At 68.1% G+C, this 18,519-nt stretch carries 18 protein-coding genes and 1 pseudogene; 17 read left to right on the plus strand and 2 right to left on the minus strand.

Going from position 1 to position 18,519, the window contains the following annotated elements:
* Nucleotides 1-86 precede the first annotated feature (86 nt).
* On the plus strand, nucleotides 87-1,931 hold the full coding sequence (locus tag A176_RS10740) for an acyl-CoA dehydrogenase family protein (protein ID WP_002636734.1): 1,845 nt from the start codon (nucleotides 87-89) through the stop codon (nucleotides 1,929-1,931).
* Between the two features lie 101 nt (nucleotides 1,932-2,032).
* On the opposite strand, the gene A176_RS10745 is transcribed toward A176_RS10740, so the two are convergent.
* Both A176_RS10745 and A176_RS10750 read right to left on the minus strand, forming a co-directional pair.
* Nucleotides 2,033-2,482, minus strand: coding sequence for an ExbD/TolR family protein (locus A176_RS10745; protein WP_002636733.1), 450 nt, complete (start codon nucleotides 2,480-2,482; stop codon nucleotides 2,033-2,035).
* Between the two features lie 18 nt (nucleotides 2,483-2,500).
* Nucleotides 2,501-3,229 (minus strand): MotA/TolQ/ExbB proton channel family protein, encoded by a 729-nt coding sequence (locus A176_RS10750; RefSeq protein ID WP_002636732.1) that lies wholly within the window; start codon nucleotides 3,227-3,229, stop codon nucleotides 2,501-2,503.
* 43 nt (nucleotides 3,230-3,272) lie between these two features.
* Between A176_RS10750 and A176_RS10755 the strand changes: the two genes are divergently transcribed.
* The 16 genes and pseudogenes from A176_RS10755 (at nucleotide 3,273) to A176_RS10830 (ending at nucleotide 18,330) form a co-directional block, all read left to right on the plus strand.
* The gene (locus tag A176_RS10755) at nucleotides 3,273-4,109 is read left to right on the plus strand and encodes a DUF4292 domain-containing protein (RefSeq protein ID WP_044890826.1); all 837 of its coding nucleotides are present in this window, start codon (nucleotides 3,273-3,275) and stop codon (nucleotides 4,107-4,109) included.
* Between the two features lie 61 nt (nucleotides 4,110-4,170).
* Nucleotides 4,171-4,929 (plus strand): cyclic di-GMP-binding domain-containing protein, MshE-related, encoded by a 759-nt coding sequence (locus A176_RS10760; RefSeq protein WP_002636730.1) that lies wholly within the window; start codon nucleotides 4,171-4,173, stop codon nucleotides 4,927-4,929.
* Between the two features lie 6 nt (nucleotides 4,930-4,935).
* Nucleotides 4,936-5,955, plus strand: coding sequence for a cyclic di-GMP-binding domain-containing protein, MshE-related (locus A176_RS10765; RefSeq protein WP_002636729.1), 1,020 nt, complete (start codon nucleotides 4,936-4,938; stop codon nucleotides 5,953-5,955).
* Nucleotides 5,955-6,968: an ABC transporter ATP-binding protein gene (locus tag A176_RS10770; protein ID WP_193409839.1), complete on the plus strand. Its 1,014-nt coding sequence runs from the start codon at nucleotides 5,955-5,957 to the stop codon at nucleotides 6,966-6,968. Before A176_RS10765 ends, A176_RS10770 begins: the two co-directional genes overlap by 1 nt.
* Nucleotides 6,965-8,017: an ABC transporter ATP-binding protein gene (locus A176_RS10775; protein ID WP_044890827.1), complete on the plus strand. Its 1,053-nt coding sequence runs from the start codon at nucleotides 6,965-6,967 to the stop codon at nucleotides 8,015-8,017. The genes A176_RS10770 and A176_RS10775 overlap by 4 nt, the downstream gene beginning before the upstream one ends.
* Nucleotides 7,986-8,393 carry a DUF2085 domain-containing protein gene (locus tag A176_RS10780; RefSeq protein ID WP_002636726.1) on the plus strand — a complete coding sequence of 136 codons (408 nt, stop codon included), beginning with the start codon at nucleotides 7,986-7,988 and terminating at the stop codon, nucleotides 8,391-8,393. Before A176_RS10775 ends, A176_RS10780 begins: the two co-directional genes overlap by 32 nt.
* Before the next feature lie 82 nt (nucleotides 8,394-8,475).
* Entirely contained in the window at nucleotides 8,476-9,108 is a 633-nt protein-coding gene (locus A176_RS10785; RefSeq protein ID WP_002636725.1) for an RNA polymerase sigma factor, read from the plus strand.
* A complete protein-coding gene (locus tag A176_RS10790) occupies nucleotides 9,105-10,529 on the plus strand; it encodes an anti-sigma factor family protein (protein WP_002636724.1) in 1,425 nt (474 codons plus the stop codon). The genes A176_RS10785 and A176_RS10790 overlap by 4 nt, the downstream gene beginning before the upstream one ends.
* 96 nt (nucleotides 10,530-10,625) lie before the next feature.
* Complete coding sequence (locus A176_RS10795) at nucleotides 10,626-11,615, plus strand: TadE/TadG family type IV pilus assembly protein (protein ID WP_044890854.1); 990 nt, start codon at nucleotides 10,626-10,628, stop codon at nucleotides 11,613-11,615.
* A 21-nt stretch (nucleotides 11,616-11,636) separates the two neighbouring features.
* A pseudogene (locus tag A176_RS10800) lies at nucleotides 11,637-13,720 on the plus strand (Tad domain-containing protein).
* Nucleotides 13,721-13,728: 8 nt separating this feature from the next.
* A complete protein-coding gene (locus tag A176_RS10805) occupies nucleotides 13,729-14,922 on the plus strand; it encodes a TadE/TadG family type IV pilus assembly protein (protein WP_002636721.1) in 1,194 nt (397 codons plus the stop codon).
* Complete coding sequence (locus A176_RS10810; protein ID WP_044890855.1) at nucleotides 14,891-15,697, plus strand: hypothetical protein; 807 nt, start codon at nucleotides 14,891-14,893, stop codon at nucleotides 15,695-15,697. The genes A176_RS10805 and A176_RS10810 overlap by 32 nt, the downstream gene beginning before the upstream one ends.
* Nucleotides 15,694-16,503, plus strand: a complete 810-nt coding sequence (locus A176_RS10815) for a hypothetical protein (RefSeq protein ID WP_002636719.1) — start codon at nucleotides 15,694-15,696, stop codon at nucleotides 16,501-16,503. The genes A176_RS10810 and A176_RS10815 overlap by 4 nt, the downstream gene beginning before the upstream one ends.
* Nucleotides 16,500-16,727 carry a hypothetical protein gene (locus A176_RS10820; RefSeq protein ID WP_002636718.1) on the plus strand — a complete coding sequence of 76 codons (228 nt, stop codon included), beginning with the start codon at nucleotides 16,500-16,502 and terminating at the stop codon, nucleotides 16,725-16,727. The genes A176_RS10815 and A176_RS10820 overlap by 4 nt, the downstream gene beginning before the upstream one ends.
* A complete protein-coding gene (locus A176_RS10825; RefSeq protein ID WP_002636717.1) occupies nucleotides 16,724-17,470 on the plus strand; it encodes a hypothetical protein in 747 nt (248 codons plus the stop codon). The genes A176_RS10820 and A176_RS10825 overlap by 4 nt, the downstream gene beginning before the upstream one ends.
* A gap of 116 nt (nucleotides 17,471-17,586) precedes the next feature.
* A complete protein-coding gene (locus A176_RS10830; protein ID WP_002636716.1) occupies nucleotides 17,587-18,330 on the plus strand; it encodes a hypothetical protein in 744 nt (247 codons plus the stop codon).
* The last annotated feature ends 189 nt before the right edge of the window (nucleotides 18,331-18,519 follow it).

Genomic DNA, 18,519 nt, shown 5'->3' on the forward strand with positions numbered 1-18,519 from the left:
CCGCCACACTTCCTGCGTCTCAACGCGCCGCTGACCTCAACCTTTTTCAACCAGGGTGGGCAGCGAGCCGTCACGCAGGAGTGGCCATGTCCGCCGGGATCAACACCTACAAGACCGACCTTCGAGAGATTTTCTTCACGCTGTTCGAGCAGTTCGGCTTCGGCCAGGTTGCCGGCCAGGTCCCCTTCGAGGCCTGGGGTTCCGACGAAGCGAAGGCGGTGTTGACGGAGACGTACCGCTTCGCGCGTGAGGTGCTCGGGCCCCTCAACTCGGTGGGCGACCGCGAGGGTTGCCGGGTGGAGAACGGCGCCGTCTTCACGCCGACGGGCTTCAAGGACGCGTGGAAGAAGCTCTACGAGCAGGGCTTCAAGACGGTGGGCGTGAGCCCGGAGCACGGCGGCCAGGGCTCGCCGATGATGCTCCAGGTGACGGTGGAGGAGCTGCTGTCGGGCGCCAACTCGGCGTTCAACATGTACCCCGGCCTGGCCTTCGGCGCCGCCGAGGTCGTCGCGGAGTGTGGCACCCCCGCGCAGCAGAAGCAGTTCGTGGAGCGCATGCTCAACGGCACGTGGGGCGGCACCATGTGCCTCACCGAGCCGCACGCCGGCTCGGACGTGGGCGCGGCCAAGTCGACGGCCCGCCGCAACGCGGACGGCACGTACAACATCCGCGGCACGAAGATCTTCATCTCCGGCGGCGACCACGACATGGCGGAGAACATCATCCACCTCGTGCTCGCGCGCATTGACGGCGCCGCGCCCGGCACGAAGGGCCTGTCGCTGTTCATCGTCCCCAAGCTGCGCATCAACGCGGACGGCAGCTCCGGCGCGGCCAACGACGTGGGCGTGGGCTCCATCGAGCACAAGATGGGCATCAACGGCTCCGCCACCTGTGTCATCAACTTCGGCGAGAGCGACAACTGTGTGGGCGAGCTCGTAGGGACCGTCGAGCACGTCGGCATGAGCCAGATGTTCAAGATGATGAACGGCGCGCGCATCGCCGTGGGCATCCAGGGCATCGGTCTGGCGTCCGCCGCGTACTACAACGCGCTGGACTACGCGAAGGACCGCAAGCAGGGCTCCCACTTCACCAAGTGGAAGGACCCCACCGCGCCCCGCGCCGCCATCATCGAGCACCCGGACGTCCGCCGCATGCTGCTGGACATCAAGGCGCACGTGGAGGGCATCCGCTCGCTCATCATCAAGCTGGCCATGCACCTGGACAAGGCGCGCCAGCTCGCCGGCAAGGATGACGACGCGGCCACCTACCACAAGGGCCAGGTCGAGCTGCTCACGCCGCTGGTGAAGGCGTACAGCTCCGAGCAGGCGTTCCGCCTGTGCGCGCAGGCCATCCAGATCTACGGCGGCGCCGGCTACATCCAGGACTACCCGGTGGAGCAGTACACCCGCGACTCGAAGATCTTCTCCATCTACGAGGGCACCACGCACATCCAGGCCATGGACCTGGTGGGCCGGAAGATGGGCCAGGCCGGTGGCATGCACTTCCAGCAGTTCATGGGCGACGTGGGCTCGTTCATCGAGACCCACCGCGAGCACGCCGTCTACGGCGAGGCCGTGAAGTCCCTGGCCGCGGCGCAGGAGGCCCTGATGGCCAGCGCCATGGTGGTGTTCGGCTGGTCGCAGGACGGCAGCAAGTTCCCGCTGATCCCGCTGTCCGCCAACCGCTTCCTCGACATGATGTCCGAGGTCGCCGTGGGCTGGCTGCTGCTGGACGCGGCGCTCATCGCGGAGAAGGCGAAGGCCGAGCTGTCCGCGGGCCACCCGGACGTCGCGTTCTACGAGGGCAAGAAGTACAGCGCCCTGTGGTATGCGCGGAACGTGCTGCCCAACGTGGAGAAGGCGGCGAAGCTGCTCACCATCGAGGACACCTCGCCGATGGACATCTCCGACGCCGCCTTCGCGAGCGTCTGATTCGAAGTCCGCGCCCCGCTGAAGGGCGGGGCGCCTGAAGCGCCAAAGGCCACCCGGGCTGTCCGCCCTGGGTGGCCTTCGTGTTTCCAGACCGCGAGCGGCTATTCGCCTTCGCGCACGCCGATGGCGAGCTGGGCGAGCCCGGCCTTCTTGGCCAGCTCCATCACCTGCACCACGGTGCCGTGGGGCACGCCTTCGTCCGCCTGGACGATGACCACCGTCTCCTCGTCCTTCTGCTTGGCCTCGTCGAAGGCCTGCTGCAGCTCCTCCTGCGACACGACGTTGCCGGCGAGCATGAAGCGGCCGTCCGCGAGCACCGCCACGGACAAATCCGTGGTGCGCGCGGTGACGTCCGCGGCGCCGCCCTTGGGCAGGTTCACCTTGAGGCCCGCCTTGGCGCCGCCGCCCGGTCCCTGCTGGACAATGACGGAGCTGGTCACCATGAAGATGATGAGCAGCACCAGGAAGATGTCGGTGAGCGGGGTGATGTTGATTTCAGCGAAGACGCCTTCCTCGCCGTCATCGCCGCCCGGTGTCTTGCCCATGGCCATGGTGTGTTCTCCTGGGGCTCAGGCGGGCTGGGCGTCCGCGCGCGTGGCGCTGGCGGCCTGGGGTTCGGGCGGCGTCTGCGGGGGCTCGACGGGGGGCAGGCCGGCGGCCCGCTCCTTGAGCAGCTCGACGAACTCGTCGCCAAGCAAGCGCAGCTCCACCAGCACGCGCGACAGGCGGGCCTGGAAGTAGTTGTAGAAGACCATCGCCTGCACGGCGACGAGGATGCCCACGGCGGTGGCCACGAGCGCCTCCGAGATGCCCGTCATCACCGCCGAGCTGCCGCCCGTGCCGCCCGCTTCCACGTCCAGGCCCAGGTCCTTGAAGGAGCGCATGATGCCGGCGACGGTGCCGAAGAGGCCGACGAAGGGGGTAATCGAGCCGATGGTGGCGAGGATCCAGAGGTAGCGGCGCAGCTTGAGGGCCACCTGGGCGCGTTCGCGCTCCACGGCGGCCTCGATGCCCGTGCCCCCGGCGAGGCGGGAGCGCTCCAGCCGGTCGAACCCGGCCAGGAAGATGTCGGCGGCCACCGCGTCAGACCGCTCGGCGGCGGTGCGGGCGGCCGTGACGTCGCCGCGCAGCAGGTGTTTGTTCACTGTCTCACCCAAGGCGCGCGAGCGCTCGCCCACGCCCCAGAGCGCGATGATGCGCTCGACGGCGACAATCAGCGCCGCGACCGAGGCGAAGAGCAGCATGGCGAGGGTGACGCCACCGATGCGAAGGTAATGAAGGATGTCGTTCAGGCTCATTGGTGGGTGACCGGGCAGGGCGGCATGGCCCAGACTAGGAGATATGAACCGCGCAGCCGCCGCAATCTTCCTGGTAGTGCTCTGTTCGGGTTGCCCCAAGCGAATCGAGTTCGGTCCCGAAGGGGAACTCACGGACGCGGACACCGTGTACCAACGCGTCGTGAAGAACCAGGAGAACGTCGTCACGTTGGAGGGTGACGCGAAGCTTCGCGCCGAGCTCCCCGAGCAGAGTGGCACGTTGAGCATGTTCGTCGCCGTCACCCGGCCGGCCATGCTGCACCTGGAGACGTTCGACTTCTTCAACAGGCCGCTCGCCTCCCTGACGTCCGACGGGCAGCGGTTCGGCCTGTATCAAGCGGACACGAACACCTGGTACCAGGGACCCGCGAGCCCGGCGAACGTGTCCCGCTTCCTGCCCGTCATGCTGCCAGGCGAGGAGCTGGTGCCCATCATGCTCGGGCAGGTGCCGCTCATTCCCCCGGAGCGGATGACGCTGGAGCTGGACCGCAAGAAGGGCGTCTACGTGCTGACGCTGTTCCGGGGCAAGGCGACCCAGATTCTGCACGTTCACACCAAGTACCTGCGGGTGATGAAGAGCATGGTGCGGGGCATCCCGGGCTACGACCTGGGCTTCGATGACTTCCTGAAGCAGGGGGACCTCATCTTCCCGGGCCGGGTGGAGCTGGATGCGAAGCAGGCGAAGACGAAGCTCCAGGTTCGCTACCAGCAGATCAAACTCAACGCGCGGCCGGACCTGACCCTCTATGAAATCGCGCCGCCCGAAGGCGCACGGGTAGTGGAGGTGGACGCATCCGGCAGGGAGCAGCCTCCCGGGGGGGCGGGATCCGGGTCGGCCGCGCCCCTGGCGCCGGGTTCCTGACCGGCCAGGCGCGGAAGAAGCGGCGCACGCTGCCGAGACAGTCTAGAGTGCGCGCCACGACATGGCACAGATCAAGCTTGGAGAATTGCTGATCAAGGCGAACGTGCTTCAGGAGAGCCAGCTCAAGGCCGCGCTCGCCGAACAGGCGAAGTGGGGCGGCAAGCTCGGCGAAATCCTGGTTCGGATGAGCCTCGTTTCGGAGGACATCCTGGTACGCGCCTTGTCCAAGCAGCTCGGGATGCCGGCGGTGAACCTGGACGCGGTGCAGATGGTGCAGCCGCACGTGAAGGCGAAGATTCCGGCGCAGACGGCGCGGGATTTCTCCGTGCTGCCGCTCCAACTGCGAGACGACGGCAAGTCGCTCGTGGTGGCGATGGCGGATCCGCTCAACGTGCGCATGCTGGACGAGCTGCGCGCCGTCTCCAAGTGCCGGATCATCCCCAACGTCGCGGGCCGCACCTCGATTGCCCGCGCCTTCGCCCGCATCTACGAGCAGAACCACGAGCTGGAGGACGCCGACACCAACTTCAAGGTGGTGGACGCCCAGGGCCGCACGGTGGTGAAGAACCTCAAGGACCTGGATCCGGCCGCCGCCGCGGCGACCGCGCCCCGGCCCCCGCCTGCTCCCGCCCGGCCCCCGCCCCCTCCGGAGGCCCCGGCGGCCCGTGCTCCGGCGCCGTCCGGCACGCCCGCGGAGCTGCTTCGCAGCGTGGAAGAGGTGCAGCGCAAGGAAGTCGCCGCCCTCAAGGCGATGGTGGAGCTGCTCATCGAGAAGGGCGTGTTCAGCCGCGAGGAGTACCTCGCGAAGGTCAAGCGGTAGCCCTCCATGCGCAAGAAGATTGGTGAACTGCTCGTCGAGGCTGGCGTCGTGACGGAGGAGCAGGTCCGCGTCGCGCTGGGGCGCAAGAGCGTCTACGGGAGCCAGCGACTGGGTGAGGTGCTGGTGGAGCAGGGGTTGTGTACGCCCACGCACATTGCCCGGGCGTTGTCCGCCCAGCACGCGCTGCCTTTCGTCGAACTGCCCGAGGAGTTTCCGTCCTCCGTCGTGGGGCTGGTGTCCGCGGACTTCCAGTCCGAGCACCGCATCGTGCCCTTCCGAGTGGAGATGGAAGGCCGCAGCGAGCGCATCCACGTCGCGGTGGATGACCCGGGCGACGTGACGCTCGTGGACGAGCTGCGCTTCCAGCTCCAGAAGCAGATGCGTGTCTTCGTCGCGGCCTCGGATGACCTGGATGCCGCGCTCGCGCGCGTCCGGGGCGAGCCGCTGGACATCGTGGAAGCCGTGGCCCTGGACGAGGACGAGGGTGTCCCGCCTCCTCCCGTGGCCGCTGACGCCGCTCCGCTCGAATGGGATTTTCCGGAGGCTCCGAAGCCCGTGCCCAAGTCCGTCCCGCCTGCTCCGCCGCCCGCCGCCCGTCCCCCCGCGTTTCGAGGCTCGGCTTCGCCGCCGCCACCGCCACCGGAGGCCACGGATGGGGAGCCCGGCGCGGACGCGCTGGATGATTTGCTCGGCCGAAAGGGCGCCGCCCCCGTGCGTCCGCCTCCGCCGCCCCCTCCCGACGCGGACGGTGACGCGGGCGAGGGCAAGCCGCGGGTGCCGGTGGTGGTGTTCGGCGGCGCCGCGCAGGGCTCGAGGCCTTCGGTGCCACTCACGCCGACGCCGCAGTTCTCCGACGAGGACCTGGCCGTCCTCGACGACATCGAGCGCATCTCGCGCGGCGAGGACGCCGAGCTCGACACGGAGAAGGTGAAGCCGGCCCGCATGGTCGCCAGCCTCATCCGCCTGCTCATCCGCAAGGGCGTCATCCAGGAGTCCGAATTCCTGGAGGAGCTGGCCCAGAAGTGATGGCCGCCGGGCCACCCGCGGGCGAGGAGCTGTTGCTCGACGTCCGCGGGCTCACCACGGAGCTCGCGTTGGAGACGGGCCCCGTGAGGGCCGTGGACGACGTGTCCTTCGCGTTGCCTCCCGGAGGAACGCTGGGGGTGGTGGGGGAGAGTGGTTGCGGCAAGAGCCTCACGGCGTTGTCGCTGCTGCGCCTGGCGCCCGAGCCTCCGGTGCGTGTCGTGGGCGGCGAGGTGCGCTTCCAGGGACGGGACTTGCTGAAGCTGTCCGAGCCAGAGCTGCGCCAGGTGCGCGGCCGGCGGGCGGCGATGATCTTCCAGGAGCCGATGACGTCGCTCAACCCGGTCTTCACCGTGGGCGAGCAGATCGCCGAGGGCGTGCGCTTGCACCTGGGCGCCTCGCGCGCCCAGGCCCGGGAGCGCGCGGTGGAGATGCTGCGGCAGGTGGGCATTCCCGCCCCGGGCGAGCGCGTGGATGCCTATCCCCACCAGCTTTCGGGCGGCATGCGGCAGCGGGTGATGATCGCCATGGCGCTGGCGTGTGATCCGGCGCTGCTCATCGCGGACGAGCCCACCACCGCGCTGGACGTCACCATCCAGGCGCAGATTCTGGATCTGCTCGCCAGACTCCAGGCGGAGCGCGGCATGGCGGTGCTGCTCATCACCCACGACCTGGGCGTGGTGGCGGAGAGCTGCGACGCGGTGGTGGTGATGTACGCGGGCCGCGTGGTGGAGCGCGCGCCGGTGCAGGCCCTGTTCTCCCGGCCCGCGCATCCGTACACGGCCGGGCTCCTCCGCTCGATTCCGTCGAGGCGCGGCGCTTCGGGGGCGGGCGCCCGGGAGCGGCTGCGCACCATTCCGGGCATGGTGCCGTCATTGCGGAAGCTGCCGGTGGGCTGTGCGTTCCGGGAGCGCTGCGACCGTGCGCAGGACATCTGCGCGCGGGTGACGCCGGCGCTGACGGCCCCTCGAGAAGGACAGTGGGCGGCCTGTCACAACCCGGTGCCCGTGCCATGAGCACGACCCCGTTGCTCCAGGTGGACGGCGTGAAGGTTCACTTCCCCGTGCGCGGTGGCGTGCTGGGCCGGGTTCGCGGCGCGGTGAAGGCCGTGGACGGCGTGAGCTTCGACGTGTCTCGTGGGGAGACGCTGGGGCTGGTGGGGGAGAGTGGCTGCGGCAAGAGCACCCTGGGCCGAGCGGTGTTGCGCCTGGTGGAGCCCACGGCGGGCTCGGTCCGCTTCGACGGCCGCGAGCTCACCGGGCTGTCGCAGCGTGAGCTCCAGCCGCTGCGTCAGCGGATGCAGTTCGTCTTCCAGGACCCCTACGCTTCGCTCAATCCCCGGTTGACGGTGCGGGAGATTCTGGAGGAGCCCTTCGCCATCCACGGACTGGCGCGAGGGCCAGGGGAGCGGGCGCGCGAGGTGGCGGCGCTGATGGACGCCATGGGGCTGCCGCGCGAGGCGTTGGAGCGGCTCCCCCACGAGTTCTCGGGAGGGCAGCGGCAGCGCATCGGCATCGCGCGGGCGCTGGCCCTGCGGCCCGACCTGGTGGTGGCGGACGAGCCCATCAGCGCGCTGGACGTGTCCGTGCAGGCGCAAATCGTCAACCTGCTGGTGGACCTGCAACGCGAGCGCGGCCTCACGTACGTCTTCATCGCCCACGACCTGAACATCGTCGAGTACGTCTCCACGCGCGTGGCAGTGATGTACCTGGGGCGCATCGTCGAATTGGCGCCCTCGGCCGCGCTCTACCGTCAGCCGCGCCATCCCTACACCCAGGCGTTGCTGTCCGCGGTTCCCGTGGCGGAGCCCGGGCACCAGCGCACGCGGCTGCTGGTGCCGGGCGAGCCGCCGTCCCCGCTGGCCCCGCCGCCGGGATGCACCTTCCATCCACGCTGTCCTCATGCGATGGAGCGTTGTCGGCGAGAAGTCCCTCCGTCCTATCCTCTGGGCGGTGGGCACTTCGCGGCCTGTTTCCTGGCGGAGCCCGATGCACGTGAGGCCCCGTCCGACGCAGCCCCAGGAGGAAGCACCGGTGTTCTGGCTCAGCCATCATCACCCGGATGAGTACAACCGCACGTACCTGTTCGGCGGCGTGCGCGTCTGCGCGCGCTGCCTGGGGACCTACCCGGTGATGCTGGCCGCGATGGTGGCGCAGTTCGCCCTTCGCGCGCCGCTTCACGGGTCGCTGGACGTCCCGGTGGTGTTGGGGCTCACGGTGCCAGCGCTGGCGGACTGGGCGCTGGGCCGCTTCCGGCCGGCGGCTGGCTCCAACGTGGTGCGGACGTCGACGGGGATTTTGTTGGGACTGGCGCTCGGCCGCTCCCTTTACGTGCATTTGCAGCAGCCACTGCCGGCCGTGCTGCTGGCGCAGGGCGCGCTCGTGACAGCGGTGGCCGTCCCTGTCATTCTCGCCACTTATCAAAGACCGCGCCCGGGATAGACCCTGGCGGCCCGTGGCCCGTTAACACGGCACGGTGGGTGGAGCGGGCCGGGCGAGGGTGGCTCCAAGGAGAGTTGGGGGAGTGTTGGGACCGGAAACCTCAGACGAGCGGCTGATGCTCGCCTTCCAGGCGGGGGAGCCGCGCGCGTTCGAGGCGCTGGTGCGCAAGCACCGGACGCCGGTGTTCAACTTCATCCTTCGCTTCACCGGGCACCGGGCCCGGGCGGAGGACGTGCTGCAGGAGACGTGGCTGAAGGTGGTTCGGAACGCGGGCGAATACACGCCCAAGGCGAAGTTCACGACCTGGCTCTACACGATTGCGAGGAACCTCTGCGTGGACAGCGCGCGCAAAGAGAGCTACCGCCAGGCGTCTTCCCTGGACGCCCCGTCACCGGGTTCGGAACGGGACGAGGCGCGCCCCCTGGGCGACGGGCTCCCCGACGCGGGCGCCAGTCCCGAGCGCGGCGCCTACAACGCCCGCTTGCGTCCCATGCTGGAGCGCGCGCTGGCGGCGCTTCCGGAAGAGCAACGCGAGGTCTTCACCTTGCGTGAGTACAGCGGCATCCCCTTCAAGGACATCGCGGAGGTGACGGGCGTGTCCGAGAACACGGTGAAGAGCCGCATGCGTTACGCACTCGAGGGGCTGCGCCGCCGCCTGGCGGAGATGGGCGTGGACGGCGACCTCGCCGAGGACGGAAGGACGGTGGTGGGATGAATCCTCAGAACGCGCACGCGCACGAGGACCGGTTGCTCGACTTCGCCTACGGCGAGCTGCCCGTGCCCGAAGCCCGTCTCGTCGAGGCACACCTGGAGGGCTGTGCCCGCTGCTCGCAGGCCCTGGATGAAATCCGCGGCGTGCGTGCCACCATGTCCCAACTGTCCGTGGAGTCCGCGCCGGACGCGGGGCTGGAGTCGCTGATGGCGTACGCCCAGCAGGCCGCGCGACGCGCCGCCGCGGGGCCCGAGCCGAAGCCGAGCCGCTGGCGCCGCTGGCTGTTGCCGGTGGTGGGGCTGGCCTCCGTCAGCACCCTGGGCATCGTGACGTTTCAGGCCCGCTCGCCCGAGCTCACCCAGCCGGATTTGCGCGCGGCCGAGGTGCAGTCGCCATGGGCCGCGAAGGACTCCGCGCCAGCTCCTGCGGCGCCCGTCGCGCCGGCCCCGACCGCCGCCGCACCCGCTCCGGTGCCTCCTCCCTCGGGGGTGAAGGTTCCCGCGGAGTTGATGGCCTCCGCGCCGGAGTGGGATGGCGACAAGGCCCAGAAGCCGTCCGGGCCCAGCAAGAACGCGCGAATGGCGGACCTGGGGGGGCAGGAGCGCCTGCGCGCGGACGATTGGGCCAACGCGGGAAGTGGTGGCGGCCTGGGCAAGCGGGGGAGCCAGGAGAGCGCCAGCAAATCGAAGTATGCGCCGTCCACGAGCGCCCGGGCTCGCGCGGAGGCGCCCGCGCCCGCGCCCGCCTCGAAGCTCGCGCTCTCGGAAGGTGCGGCTCATGACGACGAGGAGTCCCTCGTCATGGCGGAGCGGCGCGTGCCGGACTCCCAAGCCCCCATGAACGTGCCTCCGCGGGACTCGCTCCGGGTGGGGATGTCTCGGGCTGAGAAGAAGACCGCTGCCGCCGATGACTTCGCGGACAGGGATGCGCCCGCCGCCATGGCGAAGGCCGAGGCCGAGGTCGCGCCTCCGCCTCCGCCCAAGGGCCAGCCACTTGGTGAACCCGCGCCGGGCGCACCGTCGGAGGTGGCGGCCATTGGCTCCCCGCAGGGTGCCTCCGCCCCCGTGATGCGCAAGGAGCAGTCCGTCCCGGCGCAGTCCGCTGCCCGGCCATCGAAAGCGTCCGTGACGGTGTTGTCACAGGAGGCGAGGGTGGCTTCCCAGGCGGGAGACCGTTCCCAGGAGGCCGGGCTGATCCGCGCGGCGCTGGCGGCGGGGGCTTCCGGATCCGAGCGGTTGGATTTGTTGAACCGCCTGTGTGAGGCTGAGTTCGCCCTGGGTATGTATTCAGCGGGCGTCGAGACGTGTAACCTCGTGATACATGAAGCCCCCGGCTCGAGCGCCGCCAGCGCGGCCCGCCGGCGGCTCACGCGTGAGTCGGAGCGACGTCTCGCGCCTACGGAGCGCGGTAACCCCCCGAAATAGCTGTCGGTGCTTTCTCAGGAAATGGGAGAGAACGTAGGCGCAGGTCTGTCCATTTGACCGATGCGCTTCCGACACCTGTCCCGGGATAATGGCTTCATGGGACAGGAAGCACATGAGCCGGGGACGCAGGGGGCGTCTCGCCGGCAATCGGGTCAAGCCGCGGTCGAAGCGGCGATGATCATGCCGCTCGCCGTCTTCATGACGCTGGGGATCATCCAGCTCACGATGATGCAGCACGCGAAGCTCATGACGGAGTACGCCGCCTACCAGGCCGCGCGTGCCGGCATCGTGTGGAACGGCAACAACGAGCGCATGCACGACGCCGCCATCGTGGCGCTGCTTCCCACCATGGGACGCACGGACGACATCGTCGAACTGGGGAAGACGTTCATCATCCACCAGCTCTACGACTCCGGCATGCGCACGTTGAACTTCGGCGGTGGCCGCGTGCCCCGGACGGTCAACGGGTCCAACCTGTTCGGCGTCATCCGGGTGGACACCATCAGTCCCGCGTACTTCACGCCCATCGACTCGATGTGGAAGCTGCGCAGCGGCTACAACTGGCAGGAGCTGGATTTCGACGGCGCGGACTCCTTTCCGGAGGTTCCGTCGCTCGAAAACCACATCCGCAAGTTCTTCAACCTGCCCGAGCCGGACGACGCGGAGCTGGTGTTCCGCAAGTCCACGCGTCTCACCATCCGCCTTCGCTACTGGTACCAACTGCGGGTGCCCTTCGCGAACTCCATCATCTTCTACTCCTGGTTCGCTTCGAACGCGGGCATGGCGCTGCGAGGCGCCATCGACCGAAGCACCGTGGATCCGCGCGCGAACATGATGAACCGCCGCGGCAACCTCACCCCGTTGCTCGCGGGGGCCCGCGGTATCGAGCACGAGATGGGATACGACTCCGTCTATCCGCTCGAGATGACCGTGCTCTGGATGCTCGCCAACGGCAGCATCCCCATCGTTTCGAATCTGGCCGGCAAGCGGTATTTCATGCCGCTGACGGCCACCTACAGCATGCGCATGCAGTCCAACTTCCACCGCAAGTGGATCATGCATCTGAACCCCGACTGGGGTCTGTAAGAGGAAGAGGACTCCCGACCCATGTTCACCCGGACCCTCCGACAGAGTTTCCGCCGCCAGGAAGGCCAGGCGTTGGTGCTGGCCGCCCTGATGGTGTTGATCATGTCCATCGCCGTGTTGACCACCGTCAACATCGGCCACACGGTGCATGAGCGCATCCGCCTTCAGAACACGGCGGACTCAGCGTCGTACTCCATGGCCGCCATGGAGGCGCGCGCGTTCAATTTCTACGCGTATGCCAACCGCACGCAGGTGTCTCACTACGTGTCGGCGATGATGTGGCAGTCGCTGCTGTCGCTCATCTACTCCGCTGAGGCCTTCCTCACGGACATCTACGGCTTCATGCGCACGTTGAATCCGTGCGCGGGCAAGACGAGCAATCTCTTCTGGAAGATAGCCTGTCCCATTCTCGAAAACGTCATTCCGTACGTGAGTGCCGTCATCAAGGCCATTGGCCGGATCATGACCGCGTACAGAAACATGTTCTTGAGACCCATCCAGCAGGTCATCCGCTCCGCCAACCCGGACCGGATCATCGGTGAATGGATCATCCCTGCGCACCGTGTGTTGAACGGCGTCATGTACTTCGCGTCGCAGGCGGTGATGATGTCCGCGTCCACGCACGTGACGCAGACCACCCAGACGGTCATCGACGACAACGACAGCAACATCTCCTCGCTGGCCAGTCAGCTCGCGACGGGTATCTACAGCCAGTGTCTCTTCAGCCAGGCGCACAACCCGCACGCGGGTGGCAAGCCGCTGACGCCGAACACCTGGAAGAACCCCTTCGGCGCGCTGGACGTGACGAAGAAGGCCGCCAATGACCCCATCGCTCGCGCCAAGCGCTCCATGGGTGGCATCTCCAACGCCACGCGCTACGCGTGTGACGCCACCGGCGGCGCCTGCCCCCAGGGCTTCATCACCAGCCGTCGCATGGGTGACCTGCTGCCGCTGCCGGACATGCTCGGCTTCATGCGGGACTTCTTCAACGGCGGCGTCGACATCCCCGGCATCTTCGAGTTCGGCAAGATTGGCCAGACGCGCATGCTGTCCGCGACCTTCCCCAACGCCAACGTCCTCCGGGCGGGGCGGGGTCCCGGCCAGGATGGCCGCAACTACATCCGCGACTGGAACGACAACCTCAGCCCGTGGGGCATGACGGCGCAGGGTGACAACATCGGCTCGGACGACCCGTACTGGCTCAAGTTCGGCCCCGCGGAGATCGACGTGGGCGTGGGCAAGGCGGACAACCCGGTGTCGTGCACCAAGAACGACGACTACTGGAAGTGCTTCGGCGACAACCGCAAGGGCAAGGGTGACAACAACACCGCCAAGCTGCCCTACCGCCACATGACGAAGACGAGCATCTGGGCGCTCAACGACACGGACAGTGGTCGCACCCGTGGCGGTCTGCACTGGCGCGTGAACTACACGAACAACTCGGAGCGTTGGCAGGGCCACGTGCGGCCGAGCGGCCCGAGGGTGAAGTGGGTCTGCACCGCTCGCGCATCTGCGTGCTGGAACTGGCGTTCATCTGCTGGGCCCGCACGGATGTCTTCGCGGCCAACGTCCGGCCCGTGCAGGACGGTCACCACCCCTGGGGCGGTCTGACGCCGTTCATGCACTTCGAGCCCGGTCAGCTCGGCGCCGTGTGCAACCCGACGGCGAACGCGTCCATGTCCAACCCGGCCCGCCGCCAGGCGGACTTCAACCAGCCCACCGCCTGGGTGGCGTTGAACAAGGACCCGGAGCAGGTCGTGAACCGTGACAACAAGGACGGCACGGGCACCAACGCACCCGCGCTCCTGAACGACGAAGGCAAGGTGAAGTTCGCCTTCACGCCCGACTCGGAGGGCCTGGAGATGCTCAACAACCGGAAGAAGTTCCTCGGCCTGGTGGAAGGCCTGAACGTCATCTCCCGCGGTCAGTCCTACTACCACCGGCCGGGCAACTGGGCGGAGCAGCCGAACTTCTTCAATCCCTACTGGCGCCCGCGTCTGGCGTCCGTGTTCCAGGGCCGTCACTCGCTGCCGAAGATTGGTGAGATGATGGATGCGCTGCCCGGTCCGCTCCAGGGCATCGCCCCGAAGATCATCACGCACTGAGGACTGCCATGCGCGCCCGTCACCACTTGCGTTCACGCTCACGAGGTGCCGCCACGGTCGAGTTCGCTCTCTCCGTGCCGCTCCTCGTGACGATCCTGATGTTCAGCATGTACCTCACGGAGTTGGTGAGGGCGAAGCTCAAGCTCCAGGAGGCGGCGCGCTACGCCGTCTGGGAGATGACCAGCTACGCGCTCTCCGACTTCGCGAACGGCCGGCATGACGATGCCTTCGAGGACGCCCGCCAGGAGGCGCACGACGAGTTCGTCGAGCGCTACAAGGACATGGACTCGGTGGAGCCCAACGGCCCGGGTGGGAACTTCATCGCCCGCTTCACGGACGTGCAGGCGACCATCACCAACAAGGAGATCGCGCTCCTCGAGAGCGGGATGCTCAGTCGCCCGAGCACCAGCGAAGGAGGCGGGCTGGCAGGCGCCATCCTTGGCCCCTTGAACAACGGCATGGGATGGGTGTTGAACCAGTGGGGTTTCAACAACAAGGGCTGGGTCGAGTCCGAAGTCCAGATGACCTACCAGAACACCATCCTGCCCACGAGCTACCTCGACGAGAGTGGAGGTCGCGGCGGCTTTTTCAAGGAAAACATGATGGGCGGCCGTGACCTGGGCAGCATGACGCTCAAGTCCAAGTACTCCATGTACGCCAACGGCTGGCACATGCCGGACGGCGGCGACGCCATCATCCGTGGCCGCCGCGCGGGTCAGCACACCGGTGGTGACCTGAACCAGCCCCACGGCCTCTACCGTCAGGTGGACCGCATGGTGTACCTGGGCTTCGCCTCCACGCTGGACAGCCTGGGCATTGGCGCCATCCTGGATGTCGTCGCCTCGGTGCTCCCCAACTTCCTGGGCACCTTCGTGGTGGCGCGCAACTACGGCGTGGGCAACTCGCAGAAGGGTGACTGCACGGGTCTGGCCCAGTACGACGCGAAGGCGAGCAGCGGCCTGCACGTCATGCACAAGCGCCGCTTCGAGCTGACCGACCACGAGCGTCCGAACTGCTTCGACACCGCGCCGTTCCGCGACGAGATGACGTACAACGACAGCAACTACATCAAGGTCTTCAACGCGCGCGGCGAGTACTACATGGGTTGCAAGCGGGCCATGGCCGACGACCCGACCGACCCGGATGCCCGGCCGGAGTCCACGCGGAATGATGAGCAAGACCAGAAGATTCCTTGCGAGTAGTGTGAACGGGGTCCGGGTGGGCCTCCTGTGCGCGGTGCTGGCCTCCGGGCCGGTGGCCGCCGAGCAGGAGCTGCCCATCTACCCGGGCACCCTCCACACGCGCATTGGCAACGACCTCGTGATTGGCGGGGAGTACTACCGCCTCGCGTACTTCACGACGCCTGACCCCATGGACAAGGTGGCGCTCTACTTCGCCAAGAAGTGGCAGGAAGAGGGCTACCCCACCGTGGTGGAAGGGGACATGAAGGACGAGGGCGTGGTGTCCGCGCTCTACACCCGCGAGGGCCTTCAGCGCGGCGTCGTGCTGCGCAAGCACCTGGGCAAGACGGTGGGCTTCACCGTGCTGCGCGACCTCTGGGTGCGGCCGCCCAAGAAGCCGGCGCCCGGCCTGATTTCGCTCGAGGGCGCGCTGTACAGCCAGGACCTCTCCACGCGGGATGACCCGGGCGGCTCCCAGAGCCGCACCACCCTGGTGACGGGGGAGCTGACGAAGGTGCAGCAGCAGGTGAACGCGGAGCTGGAGAAGCGGGGGTATGCCCCGGTGCGCCACTCCGCGCTGAAGGTGGGCGGCGGCACGCAGTTGACCATGGAGCACGCGCGCAAGGGTGAGCAGGTGGTGACGACGCTGTCGCCCGCGGAAGAGGGTGTCACCGCGGTGGTCCAGATGTGGATTGGCTCGGACCGCCCGGACGCGGTGCCCAACGACGATGCCGTCCGTCAGAGCCGCCAGGCCTGGGAGAAGGACCAGTCGCAGAAGCAGGAGGGCGCCAAGTGAGGACCCTGTTGGTGGTGGCCGCGGTGGTGCTCGCACTGCCCACGCGGGCGGATGCGAATCCGGCGCGTGAGCTGGTGCAGCACATGTCCCGAGGCGCCCGGCCAGCCCGCATGGGCGACTGGGTGACGTACCGCTTCAACGGCGGTGGCACGCGTGTGTACTACTGGCGCCTGGCCGTGGTGGGCGAGGAGAAGGACAAAGAAGGCCGGGACGCGGTGTGGGTGGAGATGGAGGCGGGGACGCACCCGGCCATGAAGTCGCCGCTCTCGCAGATGCGCATGCTGGTGGCGCGCGAGGGCGACGAGATTCGCTACGACGCCATCTCCCGGCTCTACATCGGCACCGGTTTCAACCCGCCGCAGGAGTACTCGGACGAGGCGCTCGAGCAGGTGGTGAAGAAGCAGCAGGCGGAAGCGGAGAAGGACAAGAACGCGCCGCCGGAGAAGCCCGCCAAATTGCCTCAGGGCGTGAAGCCCGTGACGCGTTCGGGCAAGGAAACGCGGTTGATGACGCTCGCCGGGACGTTGCCAGCCGTCCCGGTCGAGGTCGTCCTGAAGAACACCGTCATCAAGCGGATGTGGCTCAGCCGCGAGATTCCGTTGCTCAACCTGGCGAAGATTGAGATTCCGGGCATCGGCCACGCCATGGAAGTGGCGGAGTACGGCATCGACGCCAAGCCCCGCATGCGCATCCCCGCTCCAGACGCTCCGAAGATCAAGCTGGAGTACGCGGATGCTATACTCGATGACCTGCCCGGCGACGCGGAGTCCGCGCACGGACACGACACCTCTGAGGATTCGCCGTGAACCACCCGAAGACGCTGCGTTCCCGCGCCCGTAACCGTCGCGGGCAGGCCATGCTGGAGTACTCGCTCCTGAACTGGATTCTCGTCGTCGCGCTCATCATCGGCGCGTCGGTGAAGGTCAACTGGTCCGAGGACCGTCAGTCCAACGTCATCGACCTGTTCATGGAGGCGTACCAGATTTATTACGACTCCTTCTACTTCGTGCTGAACCTGCCGTTCCCGTGACGGCGCGCAGTGAGGTGGGGCAGCCGTCCCCACTGGGCCTGCGGCTGGTCCACGCCGCCTTGTTCCTCGCCTTCGCCGCTGGCGTGGGCGTGGTGTCCGTTCCCGAGTGGACGCACCTGGGCAGCGCGCTGGCGCAGCCCTTCCACGCGGGCGCCGCGCCTCGCTGGCTGGTCCTGATGGGCTCGGTGCTCGCCGCGGTGGGCACCGTGCGTCTGGCCTGGGAGCTGCTCCGTGGCCGGTCCGCGCCCTTGTGGGCTTCCGGCGTCATCCTGCTGGGCGTCATGAGCACGCTCGCGGGAGGCCGTCCCCAAGGGTTGGAGCAGTCCCGTGCCGAAGTGACGGCGAACCTCGACCTGCTGCGCGTGGCCCGGCGCGTCCACTTGCAGATGGTGCACGAGCTCCAGTCCCACGGAGAGACGCCGCAGGCGCAGGACGTGTGGCGCACCGCCCTGGCGCAGGCGGGCGCGGACCAGGTTCGCGTCCACACGCGCACGTTCCAATCGCTGCATCCCCAGATTGCCTGGATGCCCTCCGAAAGCGCCGTGCCGGAGCCGCTCGTCCCCGGACAGTTGGCCGTCCATGTGACGTCGGATGGCGTGGGCTTCAGCGTGCGGCTCGTGGGGTTGGAGCAGGGCAGGCCCGTGCTCCTGAAGGACGACCAGGGCGCGACACTCGTCCTGCGCGGCCTCTACAACCCGGACCTGCCGCCCCCCACGCCACCGCAGGTTCCGCCCACTCCCTGACACCCCGCGGAATCACCAGGGTTGCTGGTGACCCGAGACTCAGCCAGTCTCGTCCGACCTCATGACGCGGTAGGCCCGGCCGGCGGGCCCGCCCTGAATTGATGAAGGAGCGCGAAATGGCGCATGCGGCATGGAAGTGGGCGGTTGTCGCGGCGGCGGTGGGAGCGGGAATCCTGGCGTGCACGGGCGACGACGATGACGGCGGTGGGAATCGGCCGCCGCCCTCCAACGAGTTCGATGCGGGCGTGAACGAGTTCCGTCCCGGCCTGGGCGAGGACGACGGCGAGCCGGTGGGCACGCCGTTCAACCTGCCCACGGGCATCAGCTACGCCGGGACGCTGCGCGGCGCGAGCGAGTTCACCGGCGAGTGCGAGAACGCCGGCACGGAGTCCCAGGGCAGCGGGGCCTACGTCCGGGTCTGCGTGCCGCTCCGCAATGACACGGGTGGGCCCGTGGAGGTGACATTCCCCCCGGGCATCGTCGTCGTGTCCACCTCCGAGGGCCGCAACCAGAACGGCTTGCTGATCGAGCGTTCCATCATCACGGTGCCGCCCACGCCTCCAGGTCCTGGCGGCCGGGACGACGCGGGCACCCCGGATGGTGGGGTGGAGGAGAACGCCTTCATCGTTCCGCTGTACATGTACTGCCTGAACGAGGAGCGTGACCCGTCCAACCCGTACATCACCTACGAGGTCGGCCCCATCACCTCGGATGCCGCGCTCCAGGAGCTGCTGCGCCTGCTGGACGGAAAGCGCATCGACACACCGGAGAAGGTCAGCGTGGTGCAGGACGCCCTCTACAGCATCACCGAGGGGCGCGGCCTGACGACGCCGGACCGCGAGGCCATCAACCGCCTCTGACGCGGCACGGCGTGAGTCCCCGGATTGCGCGCGATACAGAGTTGTCGCGAGAGGTGGTTTTGACACCCGGTGTATCGCACGGCTAACATCGCGCGCCATCCGCAGATTGCATTGCACTGTATTCCAACACCCGCTCTGGACTCCACTTCGGACTCCATCATCGCCGCCGAACGGCTCCCCCCCGTTCTG

Origin of the sequence: Myxococcus hansupus, assembly GCF_000280925.3 — a bacterium.
Classification (GTDB): domain Bacteria; phylum Myxococcota; class Myxococcia; order Myxococcales; family Myxococcaceae; genus Myxococcus; species Myxococcus hansupus.

Excerpts from the sequence above, each read along its gene's own strand:
- A176_RS10740 (WP_002636734.1), top strand. The coding sequence starts at position 87 with ATGTCCGCCGGGATCAACACCTACAAGACCGACCTTCGAGAGATTTTC.
- A176_RS10745 (WP_002636733.1), bottom strand. The coding sequence starts at position 2,482 with ATGGCCATGGGCAAGACACCGGGCGGCGATGACGGCGAGGAAGGCGTC.
- A176_RS10750 (WP_002636732.1), bottom strand. The coding sequence starts at position 3,229 with ATGAGCCTGAACGACATCCTTCATTACCTTCGCATCGGTGGCGTCACC.
- A176_RS10755 (WP_044890826.1), top strand. The coding sequence starts at position 3,273 with ATGAACCGCGCAGCCGCCGCAATCTTCCTGGTAGTGCTCTGTTCGGGT.
- A176_RS10760 (WP_002636730.1), top strand. The coding sequence starts at position 4,171 with ATGGCACAGATCAAGCTTGGAGAATTGCTGATCAAGGCGAACGTGCTT.
- A176_RS10765 (WP_002636729.1), top strand. The coding sequence starts at position 4,936 with ATGCGCAAGAAGATTGGTGAACTGCTCGTCGAGGCTGGCGTCGTGACG.
- A176_RS10770 (WP_193409839.1), top strand. The coding sequence starts at position 5,955 with ATGGCCGCCGGGCCACCCGCGGGCGAGGAGCTGTTGCTCGACGTCCGC.
- A176_RS10775 (WP_044890827.1), top strand. The coding sequence starts at position 6,965 with ATGAGCACGACCCCGTTGCTCCAGGTGGACGGCGTGAAGGTTCACTTC.
- A176_RS10790 (WP_002636724.1), top strand. The coding sequence starts at position 9,105 with ATGAATCCTCAGAACGCGCACGCGCACGAGGACCGGTTGCTCGACTTC.
- A176_RS10795 (WP_044890854.1), top strand. The coding sequence starts at position 10,626 with ATGGGACAGGAAGCACATGAGCCGGGGACGCAGGGGGCGTCTCGCCGG.
- A176_RS10805 (WP_002636721.1), top strand. The coding sequence starts at position 13,729 with ATGCGCGCCCGTCACCACTTGCGTTCACGCTCACGAGGTGCCGCCACG.
- A176_RS10810 (WP_044890855.1), top strand. The coding sequence starts at position 14,891 with ATGAGCAAGACCAGAAGATTCCTTGCGAGTAGTGTGAACGGGGTCCGG.
- A176_RS10830 (WP_002636716.1), top strand. The coding sequence starts at position 17,587 with ATGGCGCATGCGGCATGGAAGTGGGCGGTTGTCGCGGCGGCGGTGGGA.